This is a genomic window from Leclercia sp. G3L, from assembly GCF_021117075.1.
In the GTDB taxonomy this organism is placed as follows: domain Bacteria; phylum Pseudomonadota; class Gammaproteobacteria; order Enterobacterales; family Enterobacteriaceae; genus Enterobacter; species Enterobacter adecarboxylatus_C.
This window is the reverse complement of record NZ_CP088265.1, coordinates 4,707,822-4,724,919: the sequence shown is the minus strand read 5'-3', so window position 1 is coordinate 4,724,919 and position 17,098 is coordinate 4,707,822. Positions and strand designations below refer to the sequence as shown.

Genomic DNA, 17,098 nt, shown 5'->3' with positions numbered 1-17,098 from the left:
GTTGCTGGGAATGATTAAAGCACAAAAAGCGCCCGCAGGCGCTTTATGCTGTGAGGGGTATTAACCGACGGCGGTGCCAGGCACCAGCACTTCCGTGGCGATAATCACAATGACCAGCCCGACGAGGACCGGAACAGAGGTCCGTTTTACCACTTCGAATGGCGAGATTTTCGCCATCCCGGCGACGGCCACTACCACGCCGGAGACCGGGGAGATAGTACGGCCCAGGTTGGAGGCCTGCAGCATCGGGATGGTGAGGTATGCCGGGTTAATCCCGGAAGAGTGCGCCAGTTTCGGGATCATCTCCACGAAGGCATAGAAGGGGGCGTTACCGGAACCGGTGGTCATCGCCGCCAGCATGGTCAGCACCACCAGCACCATCATCAGGATAATGCTCGCCGAGCCGAACGACGTGGCGATGGAGATTAGGCTCTGGATAAAGCCGATGGTGCTCAGCCCCTGGGCAAAGACCCCGGCCGCCACCAGCAGCATCACCACGCCGGCGAAGGCATCCGCCATGCCGCGATACGCCACTTCCAGACCGCTAAACACCTTCTGAGTATTGAAGCCGCGCACAAATTCCAGTACTGCCGCCAGCAGCATGCAGATCACCAGAATGGTGATGATATGCAGCTCTGGCCCCCATTTACCGTCAAAAATCAGCACGCCGACGATCGGCGTAAACGGCAGGATGGCGTAGAACGACGGAGCCGTGGTGGTGATTTCGCTGACGTCGAGTCTTTCGTGAGAGATGTTCTCTTTTTTATCGAGGTAGCGCTGCCAGAAGAAGTGCGCAATCGCCATGCCGATGATGGCGGCAATGGAGATCGGCAGGGTGGTTTTAAACGCGAAGTCGATCAGCGGCATCTCGGCGGCTTTGGCGGCCAGCACCACGTCACCGGAGGTCGGGGAGAGAATAATCGCTGCCGGGGAGGCACAGATTGCCGCCGCCGCGCCGCGGCTGATCCCCACGTTGACCATTACCGGGAACAGGGTCGCCATCAACAGCACGCCCAGGCCCGTTGCTGACGACACGGCCAGCGACATCAGACAGGCGACGAAATAGGCGGCGATCATCAGCAGGTAAGGGGAGTTGATATAGCTCAGCGGCTTCGAGGCCAGCTTGACCACCATATCGTTGGCACCGATGTGGGTCATGTAGGCGGCAAACCCACAGAGCATCATGATCATCATCCCCAGATCGCCACCGCGGCTCATCAGCAGGATTTTGATGTATTCGACGATGTCGGTTGCGGTGTAGCCGGTACTGGTGGCGCTGGACGGCAGCACCTTATGGCCCATCAGGGCACTGACGATCAGCAGGACAAGGCCGCCGACAAACAGCACGCCGGTGGCGGAGTAGCCTTTGATGATGTAGCGCGCGACGCCGACAATGACAACCACCCCGATCAGGAGCTCGATAAACGTTAGCATGGATCCCTCAGTTCCCGACGCCCCAGAGCGAAAGGAGAAATTAGCAATGAAATTAAGGTGACAAAATGTGCCGAAATAATGGACCGGCCTCGCTGACCAAAATCAATAAAACGACTACTAAAGAGGTATCCAGGCCGATTTTGCTGCTGTTGTAGCGCTAATGGGGGCGTGTTGGTCCTGTCCTGGGTCCAGGATTGTAATAACCGCACAAAAAGTAAATAAATTTAAAACGGCTTTTATCTCAGCAATATCCCTGCGTATACTCGGGTCTCTTTTTACAACCTCAAGACGCTGTTATGTCTGCCAGCTGGATCTTTCGACTGCGCTATCTGAAAAAACATCTGCTGATGCTGATGTTCGCTTTCGGCTGGCTGTTGATCCAGAGTCAGGTGGCGGTGGCCTCACACGACTGCACCATCAATGTGCAGGGCGAGACGGCCTCTATTCAGCATCTGGACATGATGGCGATGCCGCAGCATCACGCCGCGCCTGCGCCGTCGGGGCTGTGTGATAAGCACTGCGTGCCGGAGCAGGTGCAAAAAGACACAGGGCATTCACAGCTGGTGGCGCTGCCTGCGGCCATGACCGTGACCCTCAATGAACCGGACTGCGTCGCTGTGGCGTCGTCGTCCCGCGTCGTCACTCCGCCCGCCGTGGGGCCGCCGGCAACGATCCGTTTTTGCCGGTTTCGGGAATAAACAGACCTGTTAATTCGTTGATTTACTTTTAATTACGTTTAACAGGAGCTTTACCATGCGTGCTTTACTCTTTTCCGCGCTGCTTGGCGCGTGCATTACCCTTTCTTCATTTTCCGTTCAGGCGACGGAGAGTCCCTCCCCAGTGACCCCGCAGTGGCAGGGACAGGGCGTTGTCCGGGCGATCGACGCGAAGACGTTGGTTATCCAGCATGACGCGATCCCGGCCCTGAAGTGGCCCGCGATGACCATGCCGTTTGCCTTTTCAGCCGATGTTGACCTCAGCGCCGTGAAACCGGGCGAGCCGGTGACATTTACGCTGGTGCGGGCCGGTGACGGCTTTCAGATAATCTCGCTCACGCCGCTGCGCTAAGCGAGGATCCCATGAAAACAGCAACACTGAGCACCTGGCTCGGTGGGGTGATGCTCGGGCTCATCAGTGCGGCCGGGCAGGCCGCACCCTGGACGCTCGATCAAACCCTGGCCGAAGCCCAACGCTACTCTGCGGCCCTGTCCGCCAGCCGTAATGAGGCCCGGGCGCTGGATGCGATGGCGGATTCCGCTACCCAGCTACCCGATCCGAAACTGAAGTTCGGCATTGAAAACGTGCCGGTGCAGGGCAGCAACGATCGCCGCTTCACCCGGGAAGGGATGACCATGCAGCGGGTCGGTATCATGCAGAGCTACGTTAGCCATGAAAAGCGGGAGCGAAAGGCGCAAACCCTGCAGGCTCAGGCCCGGGGCGTGCTGGCGAAAGCGGACGCGGTGCGCGCCGCCCTCCAGCGGGATACCGCCCAGGCCTGGCTGGAGCTGGCCCTGGCGCAGCAGGGGCTGAACATGGCAGATCGGCTGGTCGATGAGACGGTGCGGCAGATGAACGTGCAGAAGGCCAGCGTCGGGGCCGGGAGCGCCAGCCCCGACAGCGTGCTGGCCCTGCGCATGACCCTCAGCGCCATGCGCGACAAAGCCACCCTGGCAGGACGTGACGTTCGGCTGGCGCAAAGCCGGTTGCTGCAGCTCACCGGCCAGCAGGTCGAGGACGTGCAGGGGCCGCTGCCGCGCTATCAGCGTCTGCCTGCCGACGTTATCCAACTCGAAGAGGCCATCGCCCATCACCCGGAAGTGGAGGCCGCACAGCGAGAGGCTGAGACTGCCAAAGCCCGCTCGGCGCAGTCGGCGGTAGCGGCGATCCCGGATGTGGATGTCGAGGTGTTCTACGCCCATCGTGCCGAAGGCTATGACGATATGGCCGGGGTGATGTTCACGGTCGATCTGCCCCTGTTCCAGTCGCGACGCCAGGACAAGGACTACGCCGCGGAGGTCTCCCGCTCCCTGCAGGCGGTGGATGAACTGACACTGATAAAGCGTGAGCACATCGCCCAGGTACAGTCGCTGGTAGCCCAGTACCAGGCCGCGCAGACGCTGTGGCAGCGCCAGTGCGAAGAGGTGCTGCCGTTACAGCATCAGCGCCTGGCGGTGCTGAATGCGCAATATCGTTCGGGTCAGTCAGCGCTGCCCGCCCTGCTCGAGGCACGCCGCAGCGTGCTGGACAGCGAACTGGCAGCCAATCAGGCCGAGCGCGAGATGGCGCGCACCTGGGCTGCGATCCAATGGTTAATCCCCCAGGAGTTGGCACAATGAAAATCACATTCCGGGTCGCCGTGCCTTTGGCATTGCTGCTGGCTGCTGGCGGCTATTACGCCGGGCAGCGTCACGCTTCACACGAGGTAGCGTCGGCGCCTGCCGAACGCAAGGTGCTCTACTGGTACGATCCCATGGTGCCGGGCCAGCGTTTTGATAAGCCGGGGCGTTCGCCGTTTATGGATATGGATCTCGTGCCGCGCTATGCCGATGAGGAAGATGCGCCAGTAGGCGTGGGGATCAGCGCCGCCCAACAGCAAAATCTGGGCATGAAGACCGCTCACGTAGCGCGGCGTCAGCTGGCCCAACCCTTCACCGCCTTTGCGACCATCGCCGCTGATGAACGCAGCGTCACGGTGCTCTCTGCTCCTGCCGCAGGCGTGGTGACGAAGCTGTATGTCCGGGCGCCGCTCCAGCAGGTAAAAGCCGGTGAGACGCTGGCGCAGCTATGGATCCCCCAGTGGACGCAGGCGCAGCAGGAGTATCTGGCCGTGCGCGCGCTGGGCGATGCGGCGTTAAGCGCTGCCGCCCGGGAGCGCCTGAAGCTGCAGTTTATGCCCGAGGAGGCGATCCGCGCGCTGGAGCGCAGCGGAAAACCGCAGGCCTCGCTGCTCCTCAGGGCGCAGCAGGCCGGCTATGTGGCAAAACTGGACGTGCGCGAAGGCGCGCAGGTGGCGGCAATGACCGCGTTGTTCGAAATGGCGCGTCTCGATCCGGTCTGGCTGGTGGTGGATTATCCCCAGTCGCAGGCGCAGGCCCTGAGCGTCGGCAGCGAGATGGTGGCGACCTCTGAGAGCTTCCCCGGGATGCGTTTTCACGGGCGGGTCAGCGAGCTGCTGCCGCAGATGGATATCGCCACCCGCACCCTGAAGGCGCGAATACTGGTGGACAATCCGCAGCAGCAGCTGAAGCCGGGTATGTTCCTGACGGTCTCCCGGGCGCAGTCGGCGGCGGGGGAACCGGTGCTGGCCGTGCCGGAAGAGGCGGTTATCGATACCGGGAACAGTAAACGCCTGCTGCTTGCCAGCGGCAACGGCTATTTTCAGCCGGTGAACGTGGAAACCGGGCTGACCGCACAGGGGTGGACCGAAATCCGCTCCGGCGTGCAGGAGGGGGACGAGGTCGTCACCTCCGGACAGTTCCTGATCGACTCCGAAGCCAGCCTGCGCAGCGTGCTGCCGGAGGTGACGCAATGATTGCGGCGGTAATTAAAGCCTCTCTGCGTAACCGGCTACTGGTGATCCTCGGGGCCCTGGTCATGGCGGGGTGGGGGATCTGGGCGGTGCAGCGGGCGCCGCTGGATGCGCTGCCGGATCTGTCGGACGTGCAGGTGATTGTCCGCGCCAGTTTCCCGGGCAAAGCGCCGCAGGTGATTGAAGATCAGGTGACCTGGCCCCTGACGACCTCGATGCTCTCCGTACCCGGCGCGAAAACGGTGCGCGGGTTCTCGATGTTTGGCGATGCGTATGTCTACGTGCTGTTTGAGGACGGAACCGATCTCTATTGGGCGCGATCGCGGGTGCTGGAGTATTTAAGCCAGGTCCAGTCGCAGCTGCCGGCCGGGGTGAACGTCGCCCTGGGCCCGGATGCGACCGGGGTGGGCTGGATCTACGAATATGCCCTGATCGACCGCAGCGGCAAACACAGCCTGGCCGATCTGCGTGCCATTCAGGACTGGACCCTGAAGTTTGAGCTCAAAAGCGTGGTGAATGTGTCGGAGGTGGCCAGCATCGGCGGCATGGTGCGTCAGTATCAGGTGGTTGCCGATCCGGAAAAAATGCGGGCCCTGAACATCACCCACGCGCAAATCGTAACGGCGTTGCAGGCGGCCAACAAAGAGAGCGGGGGAGCCCTGCTTGAGAAGGGCGAGGCGGAGTACATGGTGCGCACCACCGGCTATCTGCAAAGCCTGGAGGATTTTCGCCACGTGGTGATTGCCTCCCGTGACGGGGTGCCTATTCTGCTGGGGGATGTGGCGAGCGTCGGCTATGGCCCCGAGATCCGCCGGGGCGTGGCCGAGCTGAATGGCGAAGGCGAAGTGGCGGGTGGCGTGGTGGTGATGCGCTACGGCCAGAACGCGCTGGAGACGCTGCATGCGGTCAAAGCGAAGCTGGCTGAGCTGCAAAAAACGCTGCCCGCAGGGGTGGAGATCGTCCCGGTTTACGATCGCTCGACGCTCATTGAGGACGCCGTCAAAACGCTCACCCACAAGCTGCTCGAAGAGTTTGTGGTAGTGGTGCTGGTCTGCGCCCTGTTCCTGTTCCATTTCCGTTCGGCGCTGGTGGCAGTGGTCTCGCTGCCGCTGGGCATTCTGGGCGCGTTCGTGGTGATGCACTATCAGGGGATCAACGCCAACATTATGTCACTCGGGGGGATCGCCATTGCCATTGGCGCGATGGTCGATGCGGCAATTGTGATGATCGAGAATATGCACAAGGTGCTGGAGCAGTGGCGTCACGACAACCCGGGTCAGGAGCCGACCTCAGCCGAATACTGGCGGCTGACGGAGCGCGCGGCTATCGACGTGGGCCCGGCGCTGTTTTGCAGTCTGCTGATCATCACCCTGTCATTTATACCGGTCTTTTCGCTGGAGGCGCAGGAAGGGCGGCTGTTCGCGCCGCTGGCGTTCACCAAGACATGGGCGATGGCGGTGGCGGCGGGGCTGGGGATCACGCTGGTGCCGGTGCTGATGGGGTATTTCATTCGCGGGCGCATCCCGGATGAGAAAGCAAACCCCATCAACCGGACGCTGATACGCCTGTATGAGCCGTTGCTGGACAGGGTGCTGCGCTTTCCGAAGATGGCGCTGGCGCTGGCGGCGCTCCTGCTGCTGGTCACGCTCTGGCCGCTGAGCCGGCTGGGCAGCGAGTTTATGCCTCCACTCAACGAGGGGGATCTGCTGTATATGCCATCAACCCTGCCGGGGATCTCGGCCCGGGAAGCGGCCCGGCTGCTGCAACAGACGGACCGGCTGATTAAAAGCGTGCCGGAGGTGGCGACGGTATTCGGCAAGGCCGGGCGGGGGGAGACGGCAACCGATCCGGCACCGCTAACCATGCTGGAGACGACCATTCACTTTAAGCCGCGCGACCAGTGGCGACCGGGCATGACGCCGGAGAAGCTGGTTGAAGAGCTGGATCGCACCGTTCAGCTGCCGGGCATTGCCAACGTCTGGGTGCCGCCGATCCGCAACCGGCTCGACATGCTGGCGACCGGGATCAAAAGCCCGGTAGGGATCAAGGTCAACGGCAATAATCTTGCAGATATTGAACGTGTTGCGCAGCAGATTGAGCAGGTGGTGAAGCAGGTGCCGGGCGTGACCTCGGCGCTGGCGGAGCGGCTGGCGGGCGGGCGTTACGTTGATATCCGTATCGATCGCCAGAAGGCAGCGCGCTATGGCGTCTCGGTGGAGGAATTGCAGGGTATGGTCGCCACGCTGGTGGGGGGCGATAAGGTGGGTGAGGTGATCCTTGGCCGTGAACGTTATCCCATCAATCTGCGCTATCCCCGCGACAGCCGGGATTCTGTCGATAAGCTGCGGGCATTGCCGGTGGTGACGGCCAACGGCAACCAGATTGCGCTGGGCGACCTGGCGGAGATCCTGATAACCGAGGGGCCACCGATGCTGAAAAGTGAAAATGCCCGACTCTCGAACTGGATCTACGTGGATCTGCGCGGGCGCGATCTTAAATCGGCAGTGGAAGAGATGCAGCAGCGGGTAAACCAGGAGGTTATATTGCCGCAGGGGGTCTCGCTCGCCTGGTCCGGGCAGTTTGAATATCTCGAGCGGGCCACCGCGAAGCTAAAAATAGTGCTGCCGGTCACCCTTGGGATTATATTTATCCTGCTCTGGCTGACCTTTAAGCGTATTTCAGATGTCCTTATCATCATGGGAACATTACCTTTTTCTCTTATCGGTGGCGTCTGGTTATTATGGCTTCTGGAATATAACCTGTCGGTGGCAGGTGCTGTCGGCTTTATTGCTCTGGCAGGCGTGTCGGCAGAGTTTGGCGTTATTATGGTGCTCTATCTTAATCAGGCGTTAAATAAATATCGGACGCGCGATGATGATGAGGAAAATACATTATTAATTCAGGCTATTCACGAAGGCGCCGTTTTGCGCGTGCGCCCCAAGGTGATGACCGTTGCTACCATCATGGCCGGTCTGCTGCCGGTGATGTGGGGTGGAGGCAGTGGGGCAGAGGTGATGCAGCGCATTGCTGCACCGATGATAGGCGGCATGGTGAGCGCGCCGCTGTTATCAATGTTGATTATTCCTGCGCTGTATAAGTTATTGCATCAACGTTAATTTTTCTAAATTGCGCCTTAACTATATTAAGGCGCTCTCTTTTTCCTGGGAGTATTCTGATTAAATTAAGTGAACAATTGAGATAATGACCAATGCCGTCTGGATCCCATTCAACTATTCTATGCGAGAACACGCAGCGAATATGAAAATGGTAATAAGATCGTGACAGTTGTTAATAAGTCTTTCCTCGTTTTTTCTTTTATTTTTGCTCAGTTGACTTTTTCAACTGTGGCAATGGCTAAAGACGTTCCTCCTCTCAGAGCCTGGGTCAAAACTATCCATAACGATATGATTGAAACCTGGGAAGAACCTCAACATTACGATCTCTACGTGCCAGCGATTACCTGGCATGCCCGCTTCGCGTACGACAAGGAGAAGACCGATCGCTACAATGAGCGGCCGTGGGGCGCGGGCTTTGGTCAGTCACGCTGGGATGAAAAAGGTAACTGGCATGGCCTTTACGCGATGGCGTTTAAAGACTCTTACAATAAATGGGAGCCTATTGCGGGCTACGGCTGGGAGAAAACCTGGCGACCGCTGGCCGATGATAATTTCCATCTGGGCCTTGGCTTTACCGCCGCCGTCACGGCGCGCGATAACTGGAATTACATCCCCGTTCCGCTGGTCTTGCCGCTGGCCTCGGTAGGGTACGGCCCGGCCACTTTCCAGATGACCTATATCCCGGGCACCTATAACAACGGCAACGTCTACTTCGCCTGGATGCGCTTCCAGTTTTAACTGAAAAAACTTTACGTAGCGGTGATTTAATAGCCACTTGTTGAATCGTAAAGGATAAAAATTGGGGGGCAAAAATTAACGCGACTTTTGTCACTTTTCTTCAAAAAGGCGCTGGACAAAACCGCTCACAATTGTTGTACTGATACCCGACACAGCATTTGTGTCCAATTTTCATGTAAAGGTAATTTTGATGTCTAAGATTAAAGGTAACGTTAAGTGGTTTAATGAATCCAAAGGATTCGGTTTCATTACTCCGGAAGATGGCAGCAAAGACGTGTTCGTACACTTCTCTGCAATCCAGAGCAATGGTTTCAAAACCCTGGCTGAAGGTCAGCGCGTTGAGTTTGAAATCACTAACGGTGCCAAAGGCCCTTCTGCTGCTAACGTCATCGCTCTGTAATTCAGACGAGACCAGCAAGAATTTCAAAACCCGCTCCCTGAGCGGGTTTTTTTCGTTTTGGCTCAGCTGAACAAGTACAGTCTCAAAAAGCTGGCAAGAATCGCTACGCTCAGTACGAACATCCCCGCATTTGTTATTTTCTCTTTCATTGCGTCACCCTCAGTGTATGTGGTGACAGGTTGCCTGAGAAAAATTAAGCCAACATTAAGGCCCGCGTCTTTTAGTGAGCATTCACCGCAGAAATTAACCAAAATGCGAGCGCGGTCATCATTAGCGAACCCAGCAGATTGACCGCAATGTTCAGGAGCGCCCAGGCCGCACGTCCATCCTGCAACAGAAACACCACCTCTGCGGAGAACGTTGAAAAGGTAGTCAGCCCGCCGCAAAAGCCGGTGGTGATAAGGACTTTCCAGACAGGATCGATATGGGTCATTCGGTTGAACCACGCCAGACCCAGCCCAATGATAAAAGCGCCGAGAAGATTGGCCGTAAGGGTGCCGAACGGGATCTGCTGGTGCAGAGGGTTAAACCGCATGCTCAACAGCCAGCGCGCCACGCTTCCTGTGCCCCCACCGATAAAAACAGCTAAAAGAAGTTGAAACACGAACAATACCTGCTATCTGATGTGTAAGGACTCTGAGTGTAACGCCGTTTGAGGTAAGGGGAAAATATGCACGTTGCGGTTGGACAATTTGCAGTAACGGCAAACTGGCAAAAAAATGCCGAAACCTGCGTGTCCCTGATGGCGCAGGCAGCAGCGCAGGGGGCTTCGCTGCTGGTACTGCCTGAAGCGCTACTGGCCCGCGATGATAACGATCCCGACCTGTCCGTGAAGTCGGCCCAGCCGCTGGACGGCGGCTTTTTAACGATGCTGATGGCAGAGAGTGCCCGGAACCAGATGACCACGGTGCTGACCGTGCATGTCCCGTCAACCGCAGGAAGGGCGATAAACACCCTCGTCGCTCTGCGTGACGGCAGGATAGTTGAGCAGTACGCCAAGCTGCATCTTTACGATGCGTTCAGTATCCGGGAATCCCGGCTGGTCGATGCGGGAACGCGTGTGCCGCCGCTAATCGAAATCGACGGGATTCGTCTGGGGTTGATGACCTGCTACGATTTGCGCTTCCCGGAGATGGCGTTGAACCTGGCGCTGGCGGGGGCGGACGTGTTGGTCCTGCCAGCGGCGTGGGTCAGAGGGCCGCTCAAGGAGCACCACTGGGCAACGCTGCTGGCGGCCCGGGCGCTGGACACCACCTGCTATGTGGTGGCAGCAGGGGAGTGCGGTAACAAAAATATTGGTCAGAGCCGCATTATCGATCCCCTGGGCGTGACCATTGCGGCTGCAGCTGAGGGGCCGGCGCTGCTGTTAGCGGAGATTAGCCGGGAACGCGTTACCCTGGCGCGTCAGCAGCTGCCGGTCCTGCGCAACCGACGCTTCGCGCCTCCGCAATTATTATGACGTTTTTTAAACAACGCTTGATTCACCTTGTTACAGATTGCTATTGTGTGCGGGCGTCAAATGACCGTTAATAACGTCGGGTTTTTTAGGCGCGAAACGCAGCCTGTTTACGTCAAGAAGGTATCTATGGGTGAGATTAGTATTACCAAACTGCTGGTGGTAGCCGCACTGGTTGTCCTGCTGTTTGGTACCAAGAAATTACGTACGCTGGGCGGAGACCTGGGTGCTGCCATCAAAGGCTTTAAGAAGGCTATGAACGACGATGACGCCACGGCGAAGAAAGCCGATGCGGATATCGCCACTGAGAAACTCTCGCACAAAGAGTAACGGCCACGCCTCATGGCTTGCGATAGAAAAAAACCGGCTCAGGCCGGTTTTTTTATGGGTGAACTGTAAACGTTTGTGACGGGGCTTACTTCACTTCTTCGCCTTTCGCCTGCATATCGGCATGGTAGGACGAACGAACGAACGGACCGCAGGCAGCATGGGTGAAGCCCATTGCCATCGCTTCGGCTTTCATTTCATCAAACTCTTCCGGGCTCACGTAGCGCTGGACCGGCAGGTGGTGGCGGCTTGGCTGCAGATACTGGCCCAGCGTCAGCATGGTGACGCCGTGACGACGCAGGTCGCGCATCACTTCAACGATCTCTTCGTTGGTTTCACCCAGACCGACCATCAGACCGGATTTGGTTGGGATCTCCGGATGCGCTTCTTTAAAACGCTCCAGCAGTTTCAGCGACCAGTTGTAATCGGCACCCGGACGAACCTGACGATAGAGACGCGGCACGTTTTCCAGGTTGTGGTTAAACACGTCCGGCGGGGTGGCGTTGAGGATATCCAGCGCACGATCCATACGGCCACGGAAGTCAGGAACCAGCGTCTCAATTTTAATGGACGGGCTTTTTTCCCGAATGGCAGAGATACAGTCGGCAAAGTGCTGTGCACCGCCGTCGCGCAGATCGTCGCGGTCAACGGAGGTGATAACCACATAGCGCAGCGCCATGTCAGCAATGGTCTGTGCCAGTTTCTGTGGCTCATTAGCGTCAGGGGTAACAGGACGACCGTGGGCAACGTCACAGAACGGGCAGCGGCGGGTACAAATCGCGCCGAGGATCATGAAGGTCGCGGTGCCGTGGTTAAAACATTCAGCAAGGTTCGGGCAGGAGGCCTCTTCACAAACGGAGTGAAGGCCGTTTTTGCGCATCGCTGCTTTGATTCCCTGAATACGCGAAGAGTCCGCCGGAAGTTTGATCTTCATCCAGGCCGGTTTTCTTAACAGCGCTTCGCGCTCCGTAGCCACGTTTTTAACCGGGATTAGGGCCATTTTATCGGCATCGCGGTATTTAACACCACGTTCCATCACAATGGGTTTACTCATAGCGTGCGTCTTCCAGTTGCGAAAATCGAAGGAAAGCGTTTCAATTCAAGGGAATGTTGTATTTATCAACTATTTTTGAACGAACGACAGGCAGTATATCATTGATACGGACGATAAAGCAGCCTGCCCGGTCGCCAAATTGTAAAATAGTTGTTGTTTAGTGCCTTTTGTGTGGAGCAGCACGGCTTTGCAGGGGATAACCCCTTTTCAGAAGGCCTGGCGGATAACGTTGATCAGGTTTTCCAGCACAGGGTCACGCAGGCTCAGCTTGTTGTAATACAGCGAGATTTCAACGCATTCTGCATTGAGTGGGGCGAAGGGGATCTGCTCCAGCGGCCAGCAGTGGCGTACCAGGTTAAACAGGCGCTCCGGGATGATACCAATCAGATCGCTGCTGCCGATCAGGGCGGCAATCGTAAAAAGATTGTAACTGCTGAAGGTGACCTGCTTTTCCGGGAAAATATCGTTAATGCGTTGCCGCAGGCCATTCAGGTTTTGTCCTTCCAGCATCAGCAACGTTTGCTCGTAGTGCTGCAGATTTTCAACCGTGGCGGCCTGGCTCAGGGCTGGATGGTGTTTTCGGCAGATCAACAGTAGCCTGTCAGCGAAGAGTACGTTGTGGCTCAGGGCGCGGGCATTAAGGGCGTTACTGTCGACAATCAGGTCGGTCTGGAACTGACCCAGCTGCGTCTCGGCGTCATTGACCGAAATATTACGCAGCATCAGGTGTGGCGCATGCGTCTTTACGGCCTGGTAGATCGGCGGCAGAACCAGCGCGCCCACGGTCGGGGTGGTACCAATAGTGATAGTGCGCTGCTTATCGTAGCTGCCGGTTAAATCCAGCGCCCCGAGAATCGACTCCAGGCCCTGGCTGATGTATTCGTGCAGATGCGTGGCGTAGGCGGTAGGCGTCACGCCCTGGCCTTTGCGAATGAATAACGGGTCGGGGAAAATTGTCCGTAATTTTTGTATGGACTGGCTTATTGCCGAGGGAGTGAGATTAAGAATTTTCGCAGCATTAACGATCCCTTTGTGAACATACACCGCCTCAAAAATCGTCAATAAGTTGAGATCAATATTGCGTAAAGTCCGAAAAATTTGTGGTTTTGCTTCAATGCCTGGTTCACTCAAGCGCTTTTCTGAAGAATTATTATTATCCACGCTATTCCTCCCTTTTCATTCACAATATAAATAATAGTTGAATTTAAATAATGTGCTTATTGTTATGGATAAACTGCTTTCGAGGATTAATCTTTTTAAGTAAAATCATTGGGTTGTCTAATATTTGCGCAGGCGTGATCCGTGCCAGTCGGTTGGCCATGCCGGAGCAGACAATAGATAAATGCTTATACGCAGGCGCGTTACGGTCTTTTTGAAAATATAGAAACCAGGCATTGATGTAAAGCGTAAAAGCCTTCAAATAAGAATGGCCCATCAAATAATGAGCCAACGGGAGGCAGTAATTAAGCAGGAATATATTTATGGGGTGGATTGTTTAGCAGGGCTAAAAAAGCATTAACCAAATGAGGGCATGCAATTTCCGGGGTAATGTTCTCTACCCACTGACGCATTTGTGCCATTTCCATCCCGGCATAACCGCAAGGATTGATGCGCTGGAAAGGCGAAAGATCCATATTGATATTTAAAGCAAGACCGTGAAAAGAGCACCCTTTGCGAATACGCAGACCGAGAGAGCATATTTTCATTTCGCCAACATAGACGCCGGGCGCATCCGCGCGCGGGTGCGCATCAATATCAAATTCGGCCAGCGTATTGACTACCGTCTGTTCAAGCAGCGTTACCAGCTCGCGTACGCCGAGCTTTCTGCGCTTCAGGTTGAGCAGGACATACATCACCTGTTGGCCCGGGCCGTGGTAGGTGATTTGCCCGCCACGATCGCTCTGGATCACCGGGATATCGCCAGGCATCAGCAGATGCTCTGCTTTTCCGGCCTGGCCCTGGGTAAACACCGGGGGATGTTCTACCAGCCAGATCTCATCCAGCGTGTTCTCGTCGCGCGTGTCGGTGAATTCATGCATAGCCTGGGAGACAGGTTCATAGGGCTGGAGCCCAAGCTGGCGGACGAGAATAGTATCCTGATACAAAACGATATCTCCGAACGAAGGGACAAACTGTAGCGGGGAGTATATCACAGAGGGGAAACAGGTTACCCGGCCATGCGGGTAACCGAAAGGCGTTACAGCACCATACGTACGATATCGATATTACCGAGCTCTTCGTACAGCGTCTCGACTTGTTCAATATGCGTCGCCGTGATGGTGATAGACACGGAGTGGTAGTTGCCTTTGCTGCTTGGTTTCACCGTCGGAGAGTAGTCGCCTGGCGCGTGGCGCTGTACCACTTCAACCACCTGATCAACCAGCTCAGGCAACGCCTGCCCCATTACTTTGTAAGTAAAAGGAGTAGGGAATTCAAGCAGTTCGTTAAGTTTGGTTTTCATGTGAGCTCCGGCAGTACGTCAAAAAAAGAATAACTCCCACGTTGGGTGGGAGTTATCAGGTTACATAGTATATGGGGACGGAAATCACACTTTCAAGTGTTCAATTCTTAACCAAACCAGTGATGGAACATCAATTTAATGTAATCAATGATTTTGCCGAAGAAATTGCCTTCCGGGATTTCATCCAGCACCACCAGTGGGCGCAGATCGATAGTTTTGCCATCAAGCTGGAAGTTGATGGTGCCTACGACCTGGTTTTTCTGCAGCGGGGCGTGCAGCTCGCTGGCGTTCAGCACATAGCTGGCCTTCAGATCTTTCATGCGGCCGCGTGGGATAGTCAGGTAGAGATCTTTATCGACACCCAGGGAGGCGCGATCGTTAGCCCCAAACCATACCGGCTCAGAGGCGAACTCTTTACCCGCTTTCAGTGGGTTCACAGTTTCGAAGAAGCGGAAGCCCCAGGTCAGCAGCTTCTTGCTCTCGGTTTCACGCCCTTTGAAGGTACGACCGCCCATAACCGCTGAGATCAGACGCATCTGACCTTCGGTGGCAGAGGCTACCAGGTTGTAACCGGCTTTATCGGTGTGACCCGTTTTGATGCCGTCAACGTTCAGGCTGTTATCCCACAGCAGGCCGTTGCGGTTGGTCTGACGAATACCGTTAAAGGTAAACTCTTTCTCTTTATAGATGGTGTATTCGTTTGGCACGTCGCGGATCAGCGCCTGGCCAATCAGGGCCATATCGCGTGCAGAGCTGTACTGACCATCAGCATCCAGGCCGTGAACGGTCTGGAAGTGGCTGTTTTTCAGGCCCAGCGCGGAAACGTAGCTGTTCATCAGGCCGACGAAGGCATCCTGGCTGCCCGCAGCAAAATCAGCCATCGCCACGCAGGCGTCGTTACCGGACTGCAGGTTAATACCACGGATCAGCTGGGATACGGGAACCTGCATACCTGGTTTCAGGAACATCAACGAGGAGCCCTTAAACACCGGGTTGCCGGTAGCCCATGCATCGTTACCGATGGTCACCAGGTCGGTTTCTTTGAATTTACCTGCTTTCATGGCCTGACCGATGACGTAGCTGGTCATCATTTTGGTCAGGCTGGCCGGGTCGCGTCGTGCATCAGCGTTCTGTTCAGCCAATACTTTGCCGGAGTTGTAGTCGATCAGGATGTAGGATTCCGCGTCGATCTGCGGAACGCCCGGGATCATGGTCTTGATATTCAGGTCATCGGCGTGAGCCACGGAGAGCGTGGCTGCGCAAAGCGCCGTAGTGAGCGCCATGCGCTGCATAAAACGAGCGGAGAAAGTGGTCTTCATGGTCAGAACAACGACATCCGTGATGGAATTAAAAAAAGTGCCTTACTATAGCAAATGCTATACAGGCAGGCATCCGACTTTCAGCATGAGAGTGTGAATCAACATGACAAATACTGACAATTCGGATACCGCTGATTAATCATTTCGCAACGGCGATAAATGACTGTAACTGCGCCTCATTCTGCAGACGCTGCTGCAGCGCTGCTGCTTCAGATTTGCTGGCAAACGGACCTAGCTGAATACGCCATACCGCGCCATTTTGCTCAACGCGGCCCGGCACGCCGAACTGTTGACCGAGGCGTTGCTGATACTGCTGGGCACGAGCCCGATCGCTGACCGCGCCAACCTGCACGACGTAGCCGCCGGCCTGGGCTGGTGCAGAAACGGGCGCCGTCACCGGTGCCTGAGTTGGGGCCGAAACAGGGGCTGTGACCGGCGCCGTCTGGTTCACTGGCGCAGTGACAACCGGCTGAGGTGCAGGCGGTTCGCTGCCTTCCAGCACCCCAGAGGCGAGCGTGGTCGGTGCGCCAAGGAAGCCGCTGCTGCTGACCGGCGCGCCCATGCTGTCTTCGCTTTTCAGCGTGTCGTTACTGATGGGACGCACGTCACCCTGCGGCGCAGGTTCGGAAACGGACGATGCACCACCCATACCGCTGCTCAGATCGGGACGCGTGGGCAGGGCGTAAGTCTGTTTTGCCACGGTGGTACAGGCCATACCTGGACCCGAGAGCGAACCGTCCTGAGCAACAATAATCGGGTCGATGCGCACTTTGGTGTTATTGGAGGTATTCAGGCGGTCGGCCGCGGCGCGCGACAGCGAGATCGCGCGATCGTTGCCGTAAGGGCCACGATCGTTGATACGCACCACGATCATCCGGCCATTCGCCAGGTTGGTGATACGCGCGTAGCTCGGGATCGGCAGAGTCGGGTGCGCAGCGGTGAGCTGCATCGGGTCGAACGCTTCGCCGCTGGCGGTCAGGTTGCTTCCCGGTTCGGCATCATAAATAGCCGCCAAGCCTGCCTGACTGAATCGGGAGAGATCCTGAACGATTTTGTAGCTTTTACCGTCGCGTTCGTAATCCTGATTAGCGGTGGCGCTCAGCGGTTCAAAACGCGGATCGGCTCCGCTGATCTCAACCACCGGACCATTACATACTGCCGGCTGTGCCGGTGCGACGGCAGCTTGCTGCTGACCGTCGTCACTTGTACAGGCTGCCAGTAAACTCACTGCGATGCAGATCCCAGACCACTGCTTACGCATTGC

The 17,098-nt window shown here is 56.8% G+C and carries 17 protein-coding genes; 9 read left to right on the top strand and 8 right to left on the bottom strand.

Going from position 1 to position 17,098, the window contains the following annotated elements:
• Positions 1-60: 60 nt before the first annotated feature.
• Complete coding sequence (gene dcuC / locus LRS40_RS24155; protein WP_142488656.1) at positions 61-1,434, bottom strand: anaerobic C4-dicarboxylate transporter DcuC; 1,374 nt, start codon at positions 1,432-1,434, stop codon at positions 61-63.
• A 296-nt stretch (positions 1,435-1,730) separates the two neighbouring features.
• Here dcuC and LRS40_RS24150 point away from each other — a divergent pair, with 296 nt between their 5' ends.
• From LRS40_RS24150 to cspE, 7 genes are all read left to right on the top strand, one after another.
• A complete protein-coding gene (locus LRS40_RS24150; protein ID WP_231312880.1) occupies positions 1,731-2,132 on the top strand; it encodes a hypothetical protein in 402 nt (133 codons plus the stop codon).
• A 55-nt stretch (positions 2,133-2,187) separates the two neighbouring features.
• On the top strand, positions 2,188-2,502 hold the full coding sequence (locus LRS40_RS24145; RefSeq protein ID WP_142488658.1) for a copper-binding protein: 315 nt from the start codon (positions 2,188-2,190) through the stop codon (positions 2,500-2,502).
• Positions 2,503-2,513: 11 nt separating this feature from the next.
• A complete protein-coding gene (locus LRS40_RS24140) occupies positions 2,514-3,770 on the top strand; it encodes a TolC family protein (RefSeq protein ID WP_231312879.1) in 1,257 nt (418 codons plus the stop codon).
• The gene (locus LRS40_RS24135) at positions 3,767-4,966 is read left to right on the top strand and encodes an efflux RND transporter periplasmic adaptor subunit (protein ID WP_231312878.1); all 1,200 of its coding nucleotides are present in this window, start codon (positions 3,767-3,769) and stop codon (positions 4,964-4,966) included. The genes LRS40_RS24140 and LRS40_RS24135 overlap by 4 nt, the downstream gene beginning before the upstream one ends.
• Positions 4,963-8,079, top strand: coding sequence for an efflux RND transporter permease subunit (locus LRS40_RS24130; protein WP_231312877.1), 3,117 nt, complete (start codon positions 4,963-4,965; stop codon positions 8,077-8,079). The genes LRS40_RS24135 and LRS40_RS24130 overlap by 4 nt, the downstream gene beginning before the upstream one ends.
• A gap of 162 nt (positions 8,080-8,241) precedes the next feature.
• Positions 8,242-8,817, top strand: coding sequence for a lipid IV(A) palmitoyltransferase PagP (pagP, locus tag LRS40_RS24125; protein ID WP_231312876.1), 576 nt, complete (start codon positions 8,242-8,244; stop codon positions 8,815-8,817).
• 190 nt (positions 8,818-9,007) lie between these two features.
• Complete coding sequence (gene cspE / locus LRS40_RS24120) at positions 9,008-9,217, top strand: transcription antiterminator/RNA stability regulator CspE (RefSeq protein ID WP_002439184.1); 210 nt, start codon at positions 9,008-9,010, stop codon at positions 9,215-9,217.
• Positions 9,218-9,437: 220 nt separating this feature from the next.
• On the opposite strand, the gene crcB is transcribed toward cspE, so the two are convergent.
• The gene (gene crcB / locus LRS40_RS24115; protein WP_039031372.1) at positions 9,438-9,821 is read right to left on the bottom strand and encodes a fluoride efflux transporter CrcB; all 384 of its coding nucleotides are present in this window, start codon (positions 9,819-9,821) and stop codon (positions 9,438-9,440) included.
• 66 nt (positions 9,822-9,887) lie between these two features.
• Between crcB and LRS40_RS24110 the strand changes: the two genes are divergently transcribed.
• Both LRS40_RS24110 and tatE read left to right on the top strand, forming a co-directional pair.
• Entirely contained in the window at positions 9,888-10,676 is a 789-nt protein-coding gene (locus LRS40_RS24110) for a deaminated glutathione amidase (RefSeq protein WP_142488663.1), read from the top strand.
• A gap of 126 nt (positions 10,677-10,802) precedes the next feature.
• The gene (tatE, locus tag LRS40_RS24105; RefSeq protein ID WP_142488664.1) at positions 10,803-11,003 is read left to right on the top strand and encodes a twin-arginine translocase subunit TatE; all 201 of its coding nucleotides are present in this window, start codon (positions 10,803-10,805) and stop codon (positions 11,001-11,003) included.
• 85 nt (positions 11,004-11,088) lie between these two features.
• Here the strand turns inward: tatE and lipA are convergent, their stop codons facing one another.
• The 6 genes from lipA to rlpA form a co-directional block, all read right to left on the bottom strand.
• Positions 11,089-12,054: a lipoyl synthase gene (gene lipA, locus LRS40_RS24100; RefSeq protein ID WP_156263194.1), complete on the bottom strand. Its 966-nt coding sequence runs from the start codon at positions 12,052-12,054 to the stop codon at positions 11,089-11,091.
• A gap of 207 nt (positions 12,055-12,261) precedes the next feature.
• Positions 12,262-13,215, bottom strand: coding sequence for a YbeF family transcriptional regulator (locus LRS40_RS24095; protein ID WP_231312875.1), 954 nt, complete (start codon positions 13,213-13,215; stop codon positions 12,262-12,264).
• A 302-nt stretch (positions 13,216-13,517) separates the two neighbouring features.
• Entirely contained in the window at positions 13,518-14,159 is a 642-nt protein-coding gene (gene lipB / locus LRS40_RS24090) for a lipoyl(octanoyl) transferase LipB (protein ID WP_142488667.1), read from the bottom strand.
• A 92-nt stretch (positions 14,160-14,251) separates the two neighbouring features.
• Positions 14,252-14,515: a DUF493 family protein YbeD gene (ybeD, locus tag LRS40_RS24085; RefSeq protein ID WP_003022706.1), complete on the bottom strand. Its 264-nt coding sequence runs from the start codon at positions 14,513-14,515 to the stop codon at positions 14,252-14,254.
• 107 nt (positions 14,516-14,622) lie between these two features.
• Positions 14,623-15,834 (bottom strand): D-alanyl-D-alanine carboxypeptidase DacA, encoded by a 1,212-nt coding sequence (gene dacA, locus LRS40_RS24080; protein ID WP_231312874.1) that lies wholly within the window; start codon positions 15,832-15,834, stop codon positions 14,623-14,625.
• Positions 15,835-15,973: 139 nt separating this feature from the next.
• Complete coding sequence (gene rlpA, locus LRS40_RS24075) at positions 15,974-17,095, bottom strand: endolytic peptidoglycan transglycosylase RlpA (protein ID WP_231312873.1); 1,122 nt, start codon at positions 17,093-17,095, stop codon at positions 15,974-15,976.
• Positions 17,096-17,098: the final 3 nt, after the last annotated feature.

Coding starts and splice junctions, on each gene's coding strand:
- tatE (WP_142488664.1), top strand. CDS start 10,803: ATGGGTGAGATTAGTATTACCAAACTGCTGGTGGTAGCCGCACTGGTT.
- LRS40_RS24140 (WP_231312879.1), top strand. CDS start 2,514: ATGAAAACAGCAACACTGAGCACCTGGCTCGGTGGGGTGATGCTCGGG.
- rlpA (WP_231312873.1), bottom strand. CDS start 17,095: ATGCGTAAGCAGTGGTCTGGGATCTGCATCGCAGTGAGTTTACTGGCA.
- LRS40_RS24145 (WP_142488658.1), top strand. CDS start 2,188: ATGCGTGCTTTACTCTTTTCCGCGCTGCTTGGCGCGTGCATTACCCTT.
- lipA (WP_156263194.1), bottom strand. CDS start 12,054: ATGAGTAAACCCATTGTGATGGAACGTGGTGTTAAATACCGCGATGCC.
- LRS40_RS24130 (WP_231312877.1), top strand. CDS start 4,963: ATGATTGCGGCGGTAATTAAAGCCTCTCTGCGTAACCGGCTACTGGTG.
- LRS40_RS24110 (WP_142488663.1), top strand. CDS start 9,888: ATGCACGTTGCGGTTGGACAATTTGCAGTAACGGCAAACTGGCAAAAA.
- cspE (WP_002439184.1), top strand. CDS start 9,008: ATGTCTAAGATTAAAGGTAACGTTAAGTGGTTTAATGAATCCAAAGGA.
- ybeD (WP_003022706.1), bottom strand. CDS start 14,515: ATGAAAACCAAACTTAACGAACTGCTTGAATTCCCTACTCCTTTTACT.
- dacA (WP_231312874.1), bottom strand. CDS start 15,834: ATGAAGACCACTTTCTCCGCTCGTTTTATGCAGCGCATGGCGCTCACT.
- LRS40_RS24135 (WP_231312878.1), top strand. CDS start 3,767: ATGAAAATCACATTCCGGGTCGCCGTGCCTTTGGCATTGCTGCTGGCT.
- dcuC (WP_142488656.1), bottom strand. CDS start 1,434: ATGCTAACGTTTATCGAGCTCCTGATCGGGGTGGTTGTCATTGTCGGC.
- LRS40_RS24150 (WP_231312880.1), top strand. CDS start 1,731: ATGTCTGCCAGCTGGATCTTTCGACTGCGCTATCTGAAAAAACATCTG.